The sequence below is a fragment of the Pseudomonas sp. s4 genome, assembly GCF_046764235.1.
GTDB classification, from domain to species: Bacteria; Pseudomonadota; Gammaproteobacteria; order Pseudomonadales; family Pseudomonadaceae; genus Aquipseudomonas; species Aquipseudomonas asiatica.
This window is the reverse complement of sequence record NZ_CP177209.1, coordinates 4,597,034-4,614,598: the sequence shown is the minus strand read 5'-3', so window position 1 is coordinate 4,614,598 and position 17,565 is coordinate 4,597,034. Positions and strand designations below refer to the sequence as shown.

Sequence of the window (17,565 nt, the reverse complement as noted above, 5' to 3'; positions counted from 1 at the left end):
GATAGCATGATCGTTCGTCCTGTACGCAGCAGCGATTTGCCTGCGTTGATCGAATTGGCACGCAGCACCGGTACCACCGGGCTGACCACGCTGCCGGCCAACGAAGAGCGCCTGGGGCATCGCGTTGGCTGGGCGGAGAAGAGCTTCCGCGGCGAAGCCGAGCGTGGCGACACCGACTACCTGTTCGTGCTGGAAAACGACGAAGGCATGGTGGTGGGCATCAGTGCCATCGCCGGTGCCGTCGGCCTGCGCGAGCCCTGGTACAACTATCGGGTCGGGCTGACCGTCAGCGCCTCGCAGGAGCTGAAGATTTACCGCGAAATCCCCACCTTGTTCCTGGCCAACGACCTGACCGGCAACTCCGAGCTGTGCTCGCTGTTCCTGCGCAGCGACTACCGCTCCGGCCTCAACGGCCGCCTGCTGTCGCGGGCGCGCATGCTGTTCATCGCCGAGTTCCCCGAGCTGTTCGGCAAGAAGATCATCGCCGAAATGCGCGGCATGTCCGACGAGCAGGGCCGCTCGCCGTTCTGGGAAAGCCTGGGCCGGCACTTCTTCAAGATGGAGTTCAGCCAGGCCGACTACCTCACCGGCGTGGGCAACAAGTCGTTCATTGCCGAACTCATGCCGAAGTTCCCGCTGTACACCTGCTTCCTGTCCGAGGCGGCGCGCAACGTGATCGGCCGCGTGCACAAGGACACCGAGCCGGCGCTGGCCATGCTCAAGCAGGAAGGCTTCAACTACCAGGGCTACGTCGACATCTTCGACGCCGGCCCCGCCATCGAGTGCGACACCTCCAGGATCCGCGCCGTGCGCGAGAGCCAGACCCTGGTGCTGGCGGTGGGCACGCCGGGCGATGACGCGACGCCTTACATCATCCACAACCGCAAGCGCGACGACTGCCGCATCACGGCCGCACCTGCGCGGCTGGCTGCCGGTACCCTGGTGGTCGACCCCTTGACCGCCAAGCGCCTGCGCATGGGCGCCGGCGACAACGTGCGCGCCGTGCCGCTGTCGGCAAGCCGGGAGGCCCAGTAAATGACCACGCATTACATCGCAGGCAATTGGCAGGTTGGCCAGGGCGAAACCCTGCAGTCGCTCAACCCGGTGACGCAAGCCGTCGTCTGGCAGGGGCAGGGCGCTGACGCCAGCCAGGTGGGTGCCGCCGTGCAGGCTGCGCGTCAGGCCTTCCCGGCCTGGGCGCAATTGAGCCTGGAGGCGCGTATCGATGTGCTGGAGAAGTTCGCCGCGCAACTGAAAGCGCATGCCGAAGCCATGGCCCAGTGCATCGGCGAGGAAACCGGCAAGCCCCTGTGGGAGTCGGCGACCGAAGTCACCAGCATGATCAACAAGGTCGCGATCTCGGTGCAGAGCTACCGCGAGCGCACCGGCGAGAAGAGCGGCCCGCTGGCCGATGCCACGGCCGTGCTGCGGCACAAGCCCCATGGCGTGGTGGCGGTGTTCGGCCCGTACAACTTCCCTGGTCACCTGCCCAACGGCCATATCGTGCCAGCGCTGCTGGCTGGCAACTGCGTGGTGTTCAAGCCCAGTGAGCTGACGCCCAAGGTGGCCGAACTGACCGTCAATTGCTGGATTGCCGCCGGGCTGCCGGCGGGTGTGCTCAACCTGGTGCAGGGTGCGCGCGAAACGGGTGTGGCGCTGGCCGCCAACCCAGGTATCGATGGCTTGTTCTTCACTGGCTCCAGCCGCACCGGGAACCTGCTGCACCAGCAGTTCGCCGGCCGCCCGGACAAGATCCTGGCCCTGGAAATGGGCGGTAACAACCCGCTGGTGGTGGACGAGGTCAAGGACCTCGATGCGGCGGTGTACACCATTATCCAGTCGGCGTTCATTTCCGCCGGCCAGCGCTGCACCTGCGCCCGTCGTCTGCTGGTGCCGCAAGGCGCTTGGGGTGATGCGCTGATCGCGCGCCTGGTCGAGGTGAGCAGATCCATCACGGTCGGGGCGTTCGACCAGCAGCCGGCGCCGTTCATGGGTTCGGTGATCTCGCTGCAGGCGGCGCGGGCGCTGATTGCGGCCCAGGCCGAATTGGTCGCCAAGGGCGCCGTGAAGCTGCTGGAAATGACCCAGCCACAGGCCGATGCCGCACTGCTGACCCCGGGCATTGTCGATGTCACCGCTGTGGCCGAGCGCCCGGACGAAGAGTTCTTCGGCCCGCTGCTACAGGTGATCCGCTATGCCGACTTCGATGCCGCCATCGATGAGGCCAACAACACCCAGTACGGCCTGGCCGCCGGCTTGCTGTCCGACTCCCACGCCCGTTACCAGTACTTCTGGCTGCGCAGCCGCGCCGGCATCGTCAACTGGAACAAGCAACTGACCGGTGCCGCCAGCAGTGCGCCGTTCGGCGGCGTGGGTGCCAGTGGCAACCACCGCGCCAGCGCCTACTACGCAGCGGACTACTGCGCTTACCCCGTGGCTTCGCTGGAGACCGCCAGCCTTGCCTTGCCGGCAACCTTGACGCCGGGCGTCACCCTATAACAACAGGTCACGGAGCCTAGCCGATGAAATCCTACGAAGTGAATTTTGATGGCCTGGTGGGGCCTACCCACAACTATGGCGGCCTGTCCTACGGCAACGTGGCTTCGCAGAGCAACAGCCAGCAGGGTTCCAACCCGCGCGAAGCCGCGCGCCAGGGCCTGGCGAAGATGAAAGCGCTGGCCGACATGGGCTTCAAGCAGGGCGTGCTGGCGCCGCAGGAGCGCCCGGACGTGGCTGCACTGCGCCGCCTGGGCTTCAGCGGCAGCGATGCCGAAGTGATCCAGCGTGCCGCCAAGGAGGCCATGCCATTGCTGGTGGCCAGTTGCTCGGCTTCGAGCATGTGGGTGGCCAACGCCGCCACGGTCAGCCCCAGTGCCGACACTGCCGATGGCCGCGTGCATTTCACTGCTGCCAACCTCAACTGCAAGTACCACCGCAGCATCGAGCACCCGACCACCAGCCGCGTGCTGGGGGCCATGTTCAGCAACGACAAGCACTTTGCCCACCACGCGGCACTGCCTGCCGTGGCACAGTTCGGTGACGAGGGGGCGGCCAACCACACGCGCTTCTGCCGTACCTATGGCGAGGCCGGCGTGGAGTTCTTCGTCTACGGCCGCAGCGCCTTCGACAGCCGCTACCCGGCGCCGCAGAAGTACCCGGCCCGGCAGACCCTGGAAGCCTCCCAGGCCGTGGCCCGGCTGCATGGTCTGGGCGATGACGGCGTGGTCTACGCTCAACAGAACCCGGCGGTGATCGACCAGGGCGTGTTCCACAACGATGTGATTGCGGTGGGCAACGGCGAGGTGCTGTTCTACCACGAGGACGCTTTCCTTGAGACGGACGCGGTACTTGGCCAGCTGCGAGCTAAACTGGCCAGCAAGGGTGGCAACTTCCAGGCCATCTGCGTGCCGCGGGCGGCGGTGACGGTAGAGGACGCAGTGCGTTCATACCTGTTCAACAGCCAGTTGCTCAGCCGCGACGACGGCTCCATGCTGCTGGTGGTGCCGGAAGAGTGCCGCAACAACGAGCGGGTCTGGGCCTATCTGGGCCAGTTGACCAGCCAGGGCGGCCCGGTGCGGGAGGTGAAAGTGTTCGACCTCAAGCAGAGCATGCAGAACGGCGGTGGGCCGGCTTGCCTGCGTTTGCGCGTGGCGTTGAAGGAAACGGAACTGGCAGCGGTCAACCAAGGCGTTATCATGACCGCCTCGCTGTACGACACCCTGTTGCAGTGGGTCGACAAGCATTACCGCGATCGCCTTTGCGAGGCGGACCTGGCCGACCCGCAATTGCTGGTGGAATGCCGTACGGCACTGGACGAATTGACCCAGATCCTGAAGTTGGGCTCGGTGTATCCGTTCCAACGCCAACCTTGAAGAGAGACTTTGCAATGACCGACGCCCTGCGCCTTATCCTGGAAGATGAAGACGGCACTCAGCTGGAAACTTCCTGCACCCGCTTTGCCGTGGTCTGGCAAGGCAAGGAAGTGTGGATTCAGCAGGATGGTCGTGGCCAGCTGCTGATCGGCGTGGATGTCGAGGAAGACGACACCGAGTACGCCAACCTGCTGCTGCGCCCGATGGCCACCAACCTGGTCAGCCTGCAGCTGGAAATGGAACCGGCGGAGGTCGGCGAAGACGACGATCACGTCCATGGCCCCGATTGCGGCCACCACCACTAAGGAAGTACCTATGCTCGCCCTTGGCAAATTGCTTGAGCTGACCCTCACCGATCACGAACCGGCCGAGAAGACCCAAGTGACACCCAAGGGCGCGCGTTTGCGCTGGCTGGGGGAGGGCGCGCTCGAAGTGCGCCCGGCCGAAAACGAGGATTGCGGGCTGGACCTGCTGCTGTCCGCCGGCATCCACGGCAACGAAACGGCACCGATCGAGTTGCTCGAGCGGCTGCTGCATGGCGTGGCCAACGGCAAGATCAAACCCAAGGCCCGGGTGCTTTTCCTGTTTGGCAACCCCGCAGCGATCCGCAAGGGCGAGCGCTTCATCGAGCAGGACATCAACCGCCTGTTCAACGGCCGCCACGAGCTGTCCAGTGGCTTCGAGGCATTGCGTGCCGCCGAGCTGGAACAGTTCGCCCGGGTGTTCTTCAGCAAGGCGGGGCGCAGCCGCCTGCACTACGACCTGCATACCGCCATCCGCGGCTCGAAGATCGAGCAGTTCGCCTTGTACCCTTATAAAGAGGGGCGCAAGCATTCCCGTCGCGAGCTGGCACGCCTGGCGGCGGCGGGCATGGAGGCGGTGTTGTTGCAGAGCAAGTCTTCCATCACTTTCAGCGCCTTCACCTATGAGCAGTTGGAGGCCGAAGCCTTCACCCTGGAGTTGGGCAAGGCCCGCCCGTTCGGCCAGAACGAGGAGGTCAACCTCGACAAGCTGGAGGAGCGGCTGATCAGCATCATCGAAAACACCGAGCCCGAAGGCGAAGGCTCGCTGGATGGCCTGCAGCTGTTCAGCGTTTCCCGCGAGATCATCAAGCACAGCGACAGCTTCCACCTGCACCTGCCTGCAGACATCGAGAACTTCTCCGAGCTGAGCAAGGGCTACTTGCTGGCCGAGGACCTGGCCGAGACGCGTTGGGTGGTCGAGGAGGAGGGCGCGCGCATCATCTTCCCCAACCCCAAGGTCAAGAATGGCCTCAGGGCGGGGATTCTGATCGTTCCCGACTCCGGCCAGCGATTAGGCTGAGCTGGCCCCGATAGCCTGGGTTCACGGCTGTGTGCGCAGCTCCAGTTGCAAAGCCTGACGCAGCCCGTTTTCAGTGAAGGCGGGTGGGTTGGTGTTCAGGGCGGTGCTGCCGCCGAATGTGAACCTGCAATCGGTGGGCAAGCCGATGCTCTGTAGCAGCAGGTTGTCCACCGGATAGGCGCCGTTTTTGCCTTGAACCTCGGTCTGGCCCGGAAAGACGGTGCCTGACATCGAGTTCCAGCCTTGGCACAGGCAGCGGTACAGGTCGAGCAGTGGCAGTTGCGCAGCGGTCGACCAGCCTGGGTTGTATGCCAGTGTGCCGCCGCTGTATCCCCAGCTACTCTGGTTTTCGTCGATGATGAAGTGGCCTTCGTCTTCATCTTCTTCGTGGTCGCTGGGTGTATAGGTCGTGAATTGGTGTCTGGCTGCTTCGATCACGCTGATCGGGGCTCCGGACTGCCCGGCCTTTTTATCCAGGGCCGCCAGTAGCGCCTGGCCACAGGGTAGTTTGCGCAGCAGTTCCAGCGCATCCTCTGCCGCTTGGCTGAATTGGTCGCTACCCGTCACTCGCACGCCGATATTGCCCAGGGCCTGATGTTCGGCCATCACGGGCCGGGCCAGTCGTGCATCGTTTTCGGCATTGCGGTAGAACTCGACCCTGGATGACTCGCGGCCAAGCAGGCGGTGCCCCGTGGCGTTGACAACCGCGTCGCCCTTGTCGATGAGTACCGGGCCGCTACCGACCACAATCTGGTGCGTGCCGGTATGGGCGTCGATGTGGACGATACCTGCGCCGGTCTCGATCCTGTTGCCGGTCCCTATCATGTCGATCAGCACCGTCTTCTTCACCTCCGGGGCTATGACCACGTGGTGATTGCCATCGGTGAGGCGAATGGCAATGGCTTGGGCGGTATGCGCGGGGACCATGAATACCGCATCGTTGATGGTCACTTCCAGCAGGCATTCGCGCGGGGCGATACGTACGCGCTTTTGCTGTTCATTCGCGCGCAGCGCACGCGGGGCCACGTTGAAGACCAGCAACTCGCTGTTCGGGGTGCTGCGGCGATAGCGCCGCCCCAATGGATAGGCGCGTTCGAGGGTGATTCGCACATTTTCGTCGGCCTGGATGTACTTGACCTCGGTCTGCTGCCGAGGGTTGTCTTCGTTATTGTCGAAGGCGGTTTGCGAGTGGCCGGGTTCCCGGGCGTCGATGTAGTAGATCGGTCTCGGGTTGGCCTGCATGATGCCGTGGGGTAGCGGATGCGGGTCCGAGTGGAGTTTGGATATGTTCAGCTCAGGCATGGAGTGCTCCGGCAGCGAGGGTGGGCCGGCAGGATCCCGTTCCACTGCCCGGGTCAGGTGTTGCTTATGTACCGCATGGGTGGGCCCGCAGGTCTGCTTTTCCGCCCTGGTCGTGCTAATGAACGGCTTTTCATCCGCCGATTGCTGTTCTGGTGTACAAACACACTGTATCTCCCGTTCAGGCTGGATATAATGGCGCCCTTTGCCGTCGTTTCGTCGATTCGACGTATTAGCCCAAACGGCCGCCGTTTCCGTGGAAGAACCTATGAAAAGCGCAGAAATCCGTGAAGCCTTCCTTCGCTTCTTCGAAGAGCAGGGACATACCCGAGTCGCCTCCAGTTCGCTGATCCCGAACAACGACCCGACCCTGCTGTTCACCAATGCCGGCATGAACCAGTTCAAGGACTGCTTCCTCGGTGCGGAGAAGCGTGCCTACACGCGTGCCGTCAGTAGCCAGAAGTGCGTGCGCGCAGGTGGCAAGCACAACGACCTGGAAAACGTCGGTTACACCGCGCGTCACCACACCTTCTTCGAAATGCTGGGCAACTTCAGCTTCGGTGACTACTTCAAGCGCGACGCGATCACTTTCGCCTGGACCTTCCTGACTTCGGAAAAATGGCTGAACCTGCCCAAGGAAAAGCTCTGGGTCACCGTCTACGCCACTGACGACGAAGCCTACGATATCTGGACCAAGGAAGTCGGCGTGCCGGCCGAGCGCATGGTGCGCATCGGCGACAACAAGGGCGCCCCGTACGCTTCCGACAACTTCTGGACCATGGGCGACACCGGCCCATGCGGCCCGTGCACCGAGATCTTCTACGACCACGGCCCGGACATCTGGGGCGGCCCACCCGGCTCGCCGGAAGAAGACGGCGATCGCTACATCGAGATCTGGAACAACGTCTTCATGCAGTTCAACCGCACCGCCGACGGCGTGCTGCACCCGCTGCCAGCGCCGTCTGTGGACACCGGCATGGGCCTGGAGCGCGTCAGCGCCGTGCTGCAGCACGTGCACTCGAACTACGAGATCGACCTGTTCCAGAACCTGCTGTCGGCCGCGGCCAAGGCCATCGGTTGCAGCAATGAGGGCCAGGCCTCGCTGAAAGTGGTCGCCGACCACATCCGTTCGTGCGGCTTCCTGATCGCCGACGGCGTGCTGCCGTCCAACGAAGGCCGTGGCTACGTGCTGCGCCGCATCATTCGCCGCGCCTGCCGCCACGGTAACAAGCTGGGCGCCAAAGGCAGCTTCTTCTACCAGATCGTTGCCGCGCTGGTCGCTGAAATGGGCGAGGCCTTCCCGGAACTGAACATCCAGCAGGCGCACATCGAGCGCGTGCTCAAGGCTGAAGAAGAACAGTTCGCCAAGACCCTGGAGCAGGGCCTGCGCATCCTTGAGCAGGACCTGGCCCAGCTCGAGGGTGATGTGGTGCCGGGCGACGTGGTGTTCAAGCTGTACGACACCTACGGCTTCCCGATGGACCTGACCGCCGACATCGCCCGTGAGCGCGAGCTGACCATCGACGAAGCCGGTTTCGAGCGCGAGATGGACGCCCAGCGTGAACGTGCCCGTTCCGCCAGCGCCTTCGGCATGGACTACAACAGCCTGGTCAAGGTCGACAGCGCCACCGAGTTCCTCGGCTACGAGGCCACCGAAGGCCAGGGCAAGATCATCGCCCTGTACAAGGACGGCCAGGCCGTCGACCAGCTGGGTGAAGGCGAGCAGGGCGTGGTCGTGCTCGACCGCACGCCGTTCTACGCCGAATCCGGTGGCCAGGTGGGCGACACCGGCTACCTGCAGGCTGGCGCTGCGCGCTTCGACGTGCGCGACACCACCAAGACCGGTGGTGCCTTCCTGCACCACGGCGTGGTTGCCAGCGGTGCGCTGGTGATCGGCTCCCCGGTCGAGGCCAAGGTCGATGCCGACGTGCAGCACGCCACCTCGCTGAACCACTCCGCCACCCACCTGCTGCACGAAGCGCTGCGCCAGGTACTGGGCGAACACGTACAGCAGAAAGGCTCGCTGGTCGACAGCCAGCGCCTGCGTTTTGACTTCAGCCACTTCGAGGCGGTGAAACCGGAGCAGATCAAGGCCCTGGAAGACATCGTCAACCGTGAAGTGCGCAAGAACACTGCGGTGGAAACCGAACTGACCGACATCGAAACCGCCAAGGCCAAGGGTGCCATGGCGCTGTTCGGCGAGAAGTACGGCGACACCGTGCGTGTGCTGAGCATGGGCGGCGATTTCTCGGTGGAGCTGTGCGGCGGTATCCACGCCAAGCGCACCGGTGACATCAGCCTGTTCAAGATCATCAGCGAAGGCGGCGTGGCCTCTGGCGTGCGCCGTATCGAAGCGGTCACCGGCGCTGCTGCGCTGGCCTACCTGAACGCTGCCGAAGAGCAGGTCAAGGAAGCCGCGCAGCTGGTGAAGGGTAACCGCGACAACCTGATCGACAAGCTGTCGGCTGTGCTCGAGCGCAACCGCCAGCTGGAGAAGCAGCTGGAACAGCTGCAGGCCAAGGCCGCCAGCGCCGCCGGGGATGATCTCTCCAACGCGGCCGTTGAGGTCAAGGGCGCCAAGGTGCTCGCCGCCCGCCTGGATGGACAGGACGGCAAGGCACTGCTGGCGCTGGTCGATCAGCTGAAGAACAAGCTCGGCCACGCAGTGATCCTGCTGGGCAGCGAGCATGAGGGCAAGGTTGTGCTGGTGGCCGGCGTGACCAAGGACCTCTCCAGCCAACTCAAGGCTGGCGATCTGATGAAACAAGCCGCTGCGGCGGTGGGTGGCAAGGGCGGTGGTCGTCCGGACATGGCTCAGGGTGGCGGCGTCGACGTCGCCGCACTGGACCAGGCCCTGGCGCTGGCCGTGCCATTCGCAGAGCAGGGACTTTGAGATGAGGGGGCCGGCGGTCTAGTCGCCGGCCTCTTCATGTTGGATTGTTTTTTGGGGCCCTGTATGGGCTGAGGCACCATTGAAATGGCGTTGATCGTACAGAAATTTGGCGGCACCTCTGTCGGTTCCATCGAGCGGATCGAGCAGGTAGCCGATAAGGTCAAGAAACACCGTGAAGCGGGCGACGACCTGGTGGTTGTGCTGTCGGCAATGAGCGGTGAAACCAATCGCCTGATCGACCTGGCCAAGCAGATCACCGATCAGCCGGTTCCGCGTGAGCTGGACGTGATCGTGTCGACCGGTGAGCAGGTCACCATTGCCTTGCTGACCATGGCCTTGATCAAGCGCGGTGTGCCAGCGGTGTCCTACACCGGCAACCAGGTGCGCATTCTCACCGACAGCGCACACAACAAGGCGCGCATCCTGCAGATCGACGACCAGAAGATTCGTGCCGACCTCAAGGAAGGCCGCGTGGTCGTGGTAGCAGGCTTCCAGGGCGTCGACGAGCACGGCAGCATCACCACGCTTGGCCGTGGCGGCTCCGACACCACGGGTGTGGCCCTGGCGGCTGCGCTGAAGGCTGACGAGTGCCAGATCTACACCGACGTCGATGGCGTCTACACCACCGACCCGCGTGTTGTGCCGCAGGCCCAGCGCCTGGAGAAGATCACCTTCGAAGAGATGCTGGAAATGGCCAGCCTCGGTTCCAAGGTGCTGCAGATCCGTTCGGTGGAGTTCGCCGGCAAGTACAACGTTCCGCTGCGCGTGCTGCACAGCTTCAAGGAGGGTCCGGGTACCCTCATTACCATTGATGAAGAGGAATCCATGGAACAGCCGATCATTTCCGGTATCGCCTTCAACCGTGATGAAGCCAAGCTGACCATTCGCGGCGTGCCGGACACCCCGGGCGTGGCCTTCAAGATCCTCGGCCCGATCAGTGCCTCGAACATCGAGGTCGACATGATCGTGCAGAACGTTGCCCACGATAACACCACCGACTTCACCTTCACCGTGCACCGCAACGAGTACGAGAAGGCGCAGAGCGTGCTGGAAAACACTGCCCGCGAAATCGGTGCCCGTGAAGTGATCGGCGACACCAAGATCGCCAAGGTCTCGATCGTCGGCGTCGGCATGCGTTCGCACGCCGGTGTTGCCAGCCGCATGTTCGAAGCCCTGGCCAAGGAGAGCATCAACATCCAGATGATCTCCACCTCCGAGATCAAGGTTTCGGTCGTGATCGAAGAGAAGTACCTGGAGCTGGCCGTACGCGCGCTGCACACCGCGTTCGAGCTCGACGCCCCGGCACGACAGAGCGAGTAATACGCTGCCTGGAAGGGCGCGGCTTGCCGCGCCCTTCGCGTTTCTGCTCGCCACGCAGGCCCGTCCTGCCCTGTGTGGCGATCAACCAGGCCCAGGTCGTCGTCCACGACCAGGCCGCGACACCCAAGACTGTTACCCCCTGAATGTTTTGCGTAAGGAGAAAGCTATGTTGATTCTGACTCGTCGGTGCGCCGAGAGCCTGATCATTGGAGACGGCGAGATCACCGTGACGGTGCTCGGCGTAAAAGGCAACCAGGTGCGTATTGGCGTCAGCGCCCCGAAAGAAGTGGCTGTACACCGCGAGGAAATCTACCTGCGGATCAAGAAAGAGAAGGACGAGGAGCCAAGCCTTTAATTTTTTTGAAGTTTTTTTCAAAAAAAGGGTTGCAAACGAGGAAGAGCCTGTTTAATATTCGCCTCGTGTTGCGGTGAGGTGGCCGAGTGGCCGAAGGCGCTCCCCTGCTAAGGGAGTATACCTCATAAGGGTATCGGGGGTTCGAATCCCCCCTTCACCGCCATTATTCGCTTAGAGCGCTGCAAACGGTAAGAACGCTAAGTAGTTGATTTTAAACGAAAAAGTTCTTGCAAAAATGTTTCAGCGACCTATAATGCGCGGCAAGACACGGACTCATAGCTCAGCTGGATAGAGTACTCGGCTACGAACCGAGCGGTCGGAGGTTCGAATCCTCCTGAGTCCGCCACTTTTGAAGTGGCTTTGCTTGCAAGGCTGCTTCAATCAACCAGTGGTAATCTGGTCTAAAACTACCATCGCGGACTCATAGCTCAGCTGGATAGAGTACTCGGCTACGAACCGAGCGGTCGCAGGTTCGAATCCTGCTGAGTCCGCCACTTTTTGAAGTGGCTCTGCTTGCAAAGGCACTTCAACCAACCAGTGGTAATCTGGTCTAAAAATACCACCACGGACTCATAGCTCAGCTGGATAGAGTACTCGGCTACGAACCGAGCGGTCGGAGGTTCGAATCCTCCTGAGTCCGCCACACCAAATCAAGAAGCCCGCTCAGTTGAGCGGGCTTTTTGTTTTTCTACGCCAATGAATTGTTGCTGATGTCGATCTACGCTCTTCTGTAATGATTGTGGTGTAGCTTGGGGTCGCCATGCGGCCCATCGCCGGCAAGCCAGCTCCCACAGGTATCGCGCTGCTCTCTGGACTGTGTTGTCCCTGTGGGAGCTGGCTTGCCGGCGAAAGGGCTGCAAAGCAGCCCCGAATTCGATCAGGTATCGCATACACATCCAGGCACACAACAAATGTGCTTTAACCGCCAGACCCACCGTCGCACTGATAGCTTCGAGCGTTGTCCCAGCTTTATCACGCAAACGATTGTTCTGGCCAAAAATTTTAAGCGATCTGACAGCTTTAGCAGTGTATGATTGCGCCCGTCAGCCCCGCCGGGGCTTGTGGAAAACCACCATGGACTTACCCAGTAGTTACTCGCTAACAAGATTCATACAGAAAGATCTGACCGATTGATTCTCCCGGCGTGCTCCGCTGCTGGGAGTGGAGTTCGCCTATGACTGAAGTAGAAGTAAAAAAAGCGCAGGAAAGCCTGCAGGACCGCCTGGCCCAGGTGGTCGAACTGCTGCAGCGCCAGCGCGTGGTAGAAGACCTGACCCACCGTCAGGAAGGCGCCCACCACGACCTGGTGGAAAACCTGGTCCACCGCCAGAACCTCGTCGAGCTGCAGCGCAAACTCGACGACCTGCACCCCGCCGACATCGCCTACATACTCGAAGCATTGCCCCTGGAAGACCGCCTGACGGTCTGGCAGCTGGTGCGCTCGGATCGCGATGGCGACATCCTGCTGGAAGTGTCCGACGCCGTGCGGCAATCGCTGATCGCCGACATGGACGATCACGAGCTGCTCGCCGCCGCCAAGGAAATGGACGCCGACGAGCTGGCCGACCTGGCTCCAGAGCTGCCGCGTGACGTTGTTCACGAGCTGATGGAAACCCTCGATGCACAGCAACGCGAGCGCGTGCGTTCGGCGCTTAGCTACGACGAGGAGCAGGTTGGTGCGCTGATGGACTTCGAGATGGTCACCATCCGCGAAGACGTCAGCCTGGAAGTGGTGTTGCGCTACCTTCGCCGCCTGAAAGAGCTGCCGAACCACACCGACAAACTCTTCGTGGTCGACTATGACGGCATTCTCAAGGGCGTATTGCCGATCAAGCGCCTGCTGGTCAACGACCCGGAGAAGAAGGTGGCGGAGGTCATGGCGACCGATCCGGTCTCCTTCCACCCCGAGGAAGATGCCTATGATGCGGCGCAGGCCTTCGAGCGTTACGACCTGGTATCTGCGCCAGTTGTGGACAAGAACGAACGCCTGATCGGCCGCTTGACCATCGACGAAATGGTCGACCTGATTCGTGAGGAAAGCGAAAGCGAAGTGCTGAACATGGCCGGTTTGCGCGAGGAAGAAGACATCTTCGCCTCGGTCTGGCGTTCGCTGCGCAACCGCTGGGCCTGGTTGGCCATCAACCTGATTACCGCTTTCGTTGCCTCGCGAGTGATCGGCCTGTTCGAAGGTTCGATCGAGAAACTGGTGGCCCTGGCCGCACTGATGCCGATCGTGGCAGGCATTGGCGGCAACTCCGGTAACCAGACCATCACCATGATCGTGCGTGCCATGGCGCTGGACCAGGTGTCACCGGGCAACACCAGCCGCCTGATGCGCAAGGAGCTGGCGGTATCGCTGCTCAACGGCCTGATCTGGGGCGGGGTGATCGGTGCGGTGGCGTTCTGGTTGTATGGCAGCTGGTCGTTGGGCCTGGTGATGACTGCGGCGATGACCTTGAACCTGCTGTTGGCGGCCTTGATGGGGGTGTTGATTCCGATGACCCTGACACGCCTGGGGCGCGACCCGGCGATGGGCTCCAGCGTGATGATTACCGCGGTGACCGACAGTGGTGGGTTCTTCATCTTCCTCGGGCTGGCGACAGTGTTTCTGCTGTAACCCGCGGATCGCGTCTCTTGCAGGGACACCACCTACAAAAAAGCCAGCTTACGCTGGCTTTTTTGTGTTCGGCTGCAAACCTCAGGAGGCGTCGGCAGCCATTTCCACATCGTGAGCGATGAGGGCCACCAGCGCGTTCTGCTGGCGGTGCGACAGTTGGCGGAAGCGTTGCAGCAACTCGCGTTCATGCAGGGACAGTTCGGGGCTGTCCAGGCGCATGCTCAAATCGTCACCCAGCGCACCTTCCTGGATAAGGCTCTGTTCCAGGCGCGCGATGATTTCGGAGTTCATGCTGCGGTGATGGTTGCGCGCTACCTCGGCAATGCGCTCACGCATCCCGTCGGGCAGGCGGACGACGAACTTGTCAGCGGTGCGGCTCGAATAAATAGCCTGTTTCATTGGGCGCATATAAATTGACCGGATTTTGGTTCAGGGGAAGCGGTTCTCAAATTGGCCGCACGGGGTGGTAGTACGACCGTGGCGACGACGAAATGTTCAACCGTCTGTGAAAAATGGATGCTCATCTTGCCTCATGGTCGCCGTTTCCTTGGCGTCAATTCTGTGACAAATAGTGAGCCGGATAAAGGCTTTGTGCCAGTACCAATTATCAGAAATGAGTACTGGTTTGAAAAGTTTTACATGCACCGGCTTGCCCAATCGTCAGACTCTTGCCGTCAAAAACTGGTAAAACGCAGCAAAAGGCTGGGAATATCCCTAGAATGTGCGGGTTTTCCTCCATAGAGCATAGTGGCTATGCAACATGATGCAAGCGACCGCCAATCAGGCACAGGCCGGTTGATATATCTGGTAGGACCGTCGGGTTCCGGGAAAGATTCCCTGATTGACGCTTCCCGTCAGCGGCTTTCAGCCGCCGGGGTGGAAATCGCTCGTCGCGTCATTACCCGTTCGGCTGAAGCCAAGGGCGAAGCCGCCCATGGCGTAACGGCCGAACAGTTCGAAGCAATGCGAGCACAGGGCGCGTTCGCCATGCATTGGCGCGCCAATGGCCTGGATTACGGCATTCCACTGCAGGTGGATCAGTGGCTGGCGGCGGGCAGGTCGGTGCTGGTGAATGGTTCGCGGGCTTATCTCGCCGAGGCGCGCCGGCGCTACCCGAACTTGTTGGCAGTGCTGGTGGAGGTCAGGCACGGAGTGCTGCGCGAGCGCCTGTTGGCCCGCGGCCGGGAAAGCGCAGAGGAAATCGAGCAGCGCCTGGCACGTAATGCACGCTTGCAGGCGCTGGCTGATCCGTCGCTGCATGTGCTGGACAACTCCACCACTTTGGAAACCGCAGTCGCGGCATTGTTCACGCTGCTGCATGATGAAGGTGTGCTGCCGCAGGTGTAGCATTGGCAGAAAAGGATTACGCGAAAAAGCCCGCTTTAGGCATGACAAACGCCAGCATGCTGGTTAACATGCTGGCCGTCCTGCTATGCAGCGTTCGCTGCCGGCACTTGCGTCTCAGTAGCTCAATTGGATAGAGCATCCCCCTCCTAAGGGGAAGGTTGCAGGTTCTTATCTGGGGTAGGACGTAGACTCCTATTGAGCCTACCAGTCCTCTCGCTTTGAGCAAGCGATCAAAGGGTGGGATGCCCATGGGGAGTGGAGAGAGGGTAAGCTTTCCTAAGTCCCTGGTTTTACGTAAGATACGCCGCTTGATGTCTCCTTAGTTTAACGGATAGAACAAGCCCCTCCTAAGGGCTAGATGCTGGTTCGATTCCAGCAGGGGACGCATCACCTCAAGCACTGGAGCGTCATGACCCATGCTTGTAGCTGACCGGTTGAGACATCCAATCACCATTCCTGATTTCGCCGCGAGGCAGAACAAAAAAGCCACCCAAGGGTGGCTTTTTTGTTGGTTGGCGATACTCAAGACACCCGAGTGGGGGTCACGTTTTCGGATCTTCGGAGGCAATTCGCTTCCAGTGGCGATTCACTATCGTGGGTGACAGTCCAAGCTCATCCGCAATTCTTGCTTGGCTCAACCCTGCTTCCTTCAACCGCCTTACGGCGTTCAAATTCTCAGTGTTCGCTGGCTTCCCACGAGGGCGCTGTACTAGCTCTTCATTAGCAAATTGCTCAGCTAGCAACTCGATGCCTCCCTCCGCCTCAAAGGCCCTCAGCTGCTCGTAGGCATTATTTATCAGGGACGAGTAGGGGATGCCCTGCTGAGCGGACATCGATAGCGCAAGCAGCGCTAGAGAGTCGATCTTCAGGGCCTCTGAGAGGGCTTCAAACTTCTCAAGGGTGATGCTGGTTTCACCACGTTCGAGGGCGCTGATTTTCGATTTAGCACTGGCCTCGTAAAGGTGCTCGTACCGGAGGCCACGTTTCAGGCGAAGAGCCCGAATGGCGCCTGCTATGGCAATTCTTAGCTGCATGGCTTGGCCAAAAGTCAGGATATAGCCACACCACGGGGTTTTCGATAAACATCAATATCAGGTATTATTGTGTATAAAAGGTTCCTGGCTAACCCCTCGAACCCTGAAGATGACCTTCGCTGTGGGTCTGGCGCTCACCTGAGTGCCTGAACATTATTTCGATATTGCTGTGGTGAGGTAAGGCTTGTGGATACACCCATCGATGACGGCCTATTTGGAAGTGTGGCTGAACTGATGGGGGCTGAGAGCTCCCTCAGCGAAATTTTGGAGTCAGCTCGGCACCGTTACAAACGTATGCCGCTCTGCGTTGTTGAAGAGTGGGTGATCCTAGATGCCATCCTCACGGATGAAGAACGAGCAAAGGTGAAAGCAGCTGGGTGCTTGCCCATGTTCGTGTTTGCACACAGGGTCGTTCATGACGAGCAGAGGCGCTTTGAGCCTGGCAACTGGGTCAGGTCAACTATCGCCAGGGCGTTCACGGATGGATACCTCTTCGAGACGAGAAATACGGTTTACGTATTGAAGGGGCCTGGCCATCGCAAGTCTTCTTCCTTGCAAGGCATCTTCTCAATCTTTTAGGCGTCAAGACCTCGCTCGTGACGACTCGACTGTTTCAGAGATCAAAATATGTTCCGTTCGAACCAAGCTGACATGGCTGGCATCCCGGGAATGTTCGGTGATGGTCTGATGCATTTCCATGGCGTTTCCCGAGCCCTAGCAACCCATTGGTACCACGTCAGCGTTAAGCGACGTCACGAAGACCGCTTTGTAGCTTACGAGGAGATGCTCAATGATGAGACAAGGCTCGTTGAGTTACTGCTTGCGCAGGATGAGAGCCTGATTGTTCAGGAAGTCCAGGCGGTCACCCCGCATTGGATGAACAAGGGGGCCGGCTGGCAGATGGAAACTTTGACTTCACTGTCGGTGGGATACAGCAAGACGGAGGTGCCCGTCTGTGTCCTAGAAGTTGAAGGTGGCGCGATTTACGTAGACGCACACGAGCCCAGTCTCGATGTTGAATCCCTAACTGGAATGAAGGAACTGTACCGGCGCCGAGCTACAAGAACCGGTTTAGCGCCTGAGCACCGGAGGGCATAGATATGGCTGAGATCAATACAGTGGTGGTTGATTACCACGTGAAGCGGTACTCGGATTTTGATCTCTTGAGGATTGCCCGGGCGGTGAGCCAGGGTTACGCGGCCCAAGTCACTGCGTTTCTGGTGAACGTCCAGATTCACGCATGCAGTGCTGTCGGTGTTGTTTTTGGCCATTTACTTAAGCACCCGACTGGTAGGTTCGCAGACGGACATTTGATCCGTACATCTGACATTCGATCTGTGGCGAAAGAGGGTAGATTCTGGGTAATTACGACCACGAACTCTCGCTACGTAGTTGCGTCGTTTCGCCGAGGTTCCGGGCGCAGAAGCCTTCGAGAGTTTCAGAGTCTCGCTGGTGATCGGTATATACCCACTCCCAATCACCTCCACTGATTTATGAGATAGACC

General features: G+C 60.7%; 16 protein-coding genes and 5 tRNA genes. 18 read left to right on the top strand and 3 right to left on the bottom strand.

All coding sequences use genetic code 11. The features are described 5' to 3' along the window. Positions 1-6 precede the first annotated feature (6 nt). Genes astA through astE form a run of 5 tightly spaced genes read left to right on the top strand, consistent with a single transcriptional unit; the run spans position 7 to position 5,195 of the window. A complete protein-coding gene (gene astA / locus ACK56M_RS21450; RefSeq protein WP_013973651.1) occupies positions 7-1,035 on the top strand; it encodes an arginine N-succinyltransferase in 1,029 nt (342 codons plus the stop codon). Beyond that, complete coding sequence (astD, locus tag ACK56M_RS21445) at positions 1,036-2,499, top strand: succinylglutamate-semialdehyde dehydrogenase (protein ID WP_039612610.1); 1,464 nt, start codon at positions 1,036-1,038, stop codon at positions 2,497-2,499. It abuts the gene before it with no gap. A gap of 23 nt (positions 2,500-2,522) precedes the next feature. Next, a complete protein-coding gene (astB, locus tag ACK56M_RS21440) occupies positions 2,523-3,872 on the top strand; it encodes an N-succinylarginine dihydrolase (protein WP_061304403.1) in 1,350 nt (449 codons plus the stop codon). A 14-nt stretch (positions 3,873-3,886) separates the two neighbouring features. Further along, positions 3,887-4,177 carry a topoisomerase II gene (locus ACK56M_RS21435; RefSeq protein WP_003256592.1) on the top strand — a complete coding sequence of 97 codons (291 nt, stop codon included), beginning with the start codon at positions 3,887-3,889 and terminating at the stop codon, positions 4,175-4,177. A gap of 10 nt (positions 4,178-4,187) precedes the next feature. Further along, complete coding sequence (gene astE / locus ACK56M_RS21430; protein ID WP_015271265.1) at positions 4,188-5,195, top strand: succinylglutamate desuccinylase; 1,008 nt, start codon at positions 4,188-4,190, stop codon at positions 5,193-5,195. Between the two features lie 21 nt (positions 5,196-5,216). Here the strand turns inward: astE and ACK56M_RS21425 are convergent, their stop codons facing one another. Then, the gene (locus tag ACK56M_RS21425; protein ID WP_085721189.1) at positions 5,217-6,497 is read right to left on the bottom strand and encodes a M91 family zinc metallopeptidase; all 1,281 of its coding nucleotides are present in this window, start codon (positions 6,495-6,497) and stop codon (positions 5,217-5,219) included. Positions 6,498-6,762: 265 nt separating this feature from the next. Here ACK56M_RS21425 and alaS point away from each other — a divergent pair, with 265 nt between their 5' ends. The 8 genes from alaS to mgtE all read left to right on the top strand — a co-directional run bounded on the left by alaS (position 6,763) and on the right by mgtE (position 13,679). Beyond that, positions 6,763-9,387 (top strand): alanine--tRNA ligase, encoded by a 2,625-nt coding sequence (gene alaS, locus ACK56M_RS21420; protein ID WP_411959036.1) that lies wholly within the window; start codon positions 6,763-6,765, stop codon positions 9,385-9,387. Positions 9,388-9,471: 84 nt separating this feature from the next. Next, positions 9,472-10,707, top strand: a complete 1,236-nt coding sequence (locus ACK56M_RS21415; RefSeq protein ID WP_013973645.1) for an aspartate kinase — start codon at positions 9,472-9,474, stop codon at positions 10,705-10,707. Between the two features lie 166 nt (positions 10,708-10,873). Beyond that, entirely contained in the window at positions 10,874-11,062 is a 189-nt protein-coding gene (gene csrA, locus ACK56M_RS21410) for a carbon storage regulator CsrA (protein ID WP_003254503.1), read from the top strand. A 72-nt stretch (positions 11,063-11,134) separates the two neighbouring features. After that, a tRNA-Ser gene (locus tag ACK56M_RS21405) sits at positions 11,135-11,225 on the top strand. Between the two features lie 106 nt (positions 11,226-11,331). Then, positions 11,332-11,408 (top strand) — tRNA-Arg (locus ACK56M_RS21400). A gap of 71 nt (positions 11,409-11,479) precedes the next feature. Then, positions 11,480-11,556, top strand: a tRNA-Arg gene (locus ACK56M_RS21395). Between the two features lie 72 nt (positions 11,557-11,628). Then, positions 11,629-11,705: transfer RNA gene (locus ACK56M_RS21390), tRNA-Arg, on the top strand. A gap of 531 nt (positions 11,706-12,236) precedes the next feature. Continuing rightward, positions 12,237-13,679: a magnesium transporter gene (mgtE, locus tag ACK56M_RS21385; RefSeq protein ID WP_015271262.1), complete on the top strand. Its 1,443-nt coding sequence runs from the start codon at positions 12,237-12,239 to the stop codon at positions 13,677-13,679. Between the two features lie 81 nt (positions 13,680-13,760). Here mgtE and ACK56M_RS21380 read toward each other — a convergent pair whose 3' ends face one another. Continuing rightward, positions 13,761-14,087, bottom strand: coding sequence for an Arc family DNA-binding protein (locus tag ACK56M_RS21380; RefSeq protein WP_015271261.1), 327 nt, complete (start codon positions 14,085-14,087; stop codon positions 13,761-13,763). A 345-nt stretch (positions 14,088-14,432) separates the two neighbouring features. Between ACK56M_RS21380 and phnN the strand changes: the two genes are divergently transcribed. Continuing rightward, on the top strand, positions 14,433-15,026 hold the full coding sequence (phnN, locus tag ACK56M_RS21375) for a phosphonate metabolism protein/1,5-bisphosphokinase (PRPP-forming) PhnN (protein ID WP_054573231.1): 594 nt from the start codon (positions 14,433-14,435) through the stop codon (positions 15,024-15,026). Positions 15,027-15,339: 313 nt separating this feature from the next. Continuing rightward, positions 15,340-15,411: transfer RNA gene (locus tag ACK56M_RS21370), tRNA-Arg, on the top strand. A gap of 157 nt (positions 15,412-15,568) precedes the next feature. Here the strand turns inward: ACK56M_RS21370 and ACK56M_RS21365 are convergent. After that, positions 15,569-16,060 (bottom strand): helix-turn-helix domain-containing protein, encoded by a 492-nt coding sequence (locus ACK56M_RS21365; RefSeq protein ID WP_411959035.1) that lies wholly within the window; start codon positions 16,058-16,060, stop codon positions 15,569-15,571. A 234-nt stretch (positions 16,061-16,294) separates the two neighbouring features. On the opposite strand from ACK56M_RS21365, the gene ACK56M_RS21360 reads away from it, so the two are divergent. Genes ACK56M_RS21360 through ACK56M_RS21350 form a run of 3 tightly spaced genes read left to right on the top strand, consistent with a single transcriptional unit; the run spans position 16,295 to position 17,550 of the window. Beyond that, positions 16,295-16,639, top strand: a complete 345-nt coding sequence (locus ACK56M_RS21360; protein ID WP_411959637.1) for a DUF6957 family protein — start codon at positions 16,295-16,297, stop codon at positions 16,637-16,639. 48 nt (positions 16,640-16,687) lie between these two features. Continuing rightward, a complete protein-coding gene (locus tag ACK56M_RS21355) occupies positions 16,688-17,158 on the top strand; it encodes a hypothetical protein (protein ID WP_411959034.1) in 471 nt (156 codons plus the stop codon). A 2-nt stretch (positions 17,159-17,160) separates the two neighbouring features. Further along, the gene (locus ACK56M_RS21350; protein ID WP_411959033.1) at positions 17,161-17,550 is read left to right on the top strand and encodes a hypothetical protein; all 390 of its coding nucleotides are present in this window, start codon (positions 17,161-17,163) and stop codon (positions 17,548-17,550) included. The last annotated feature ends 15 nt before the right edge of the window (positions 17,551-17,565 follow it).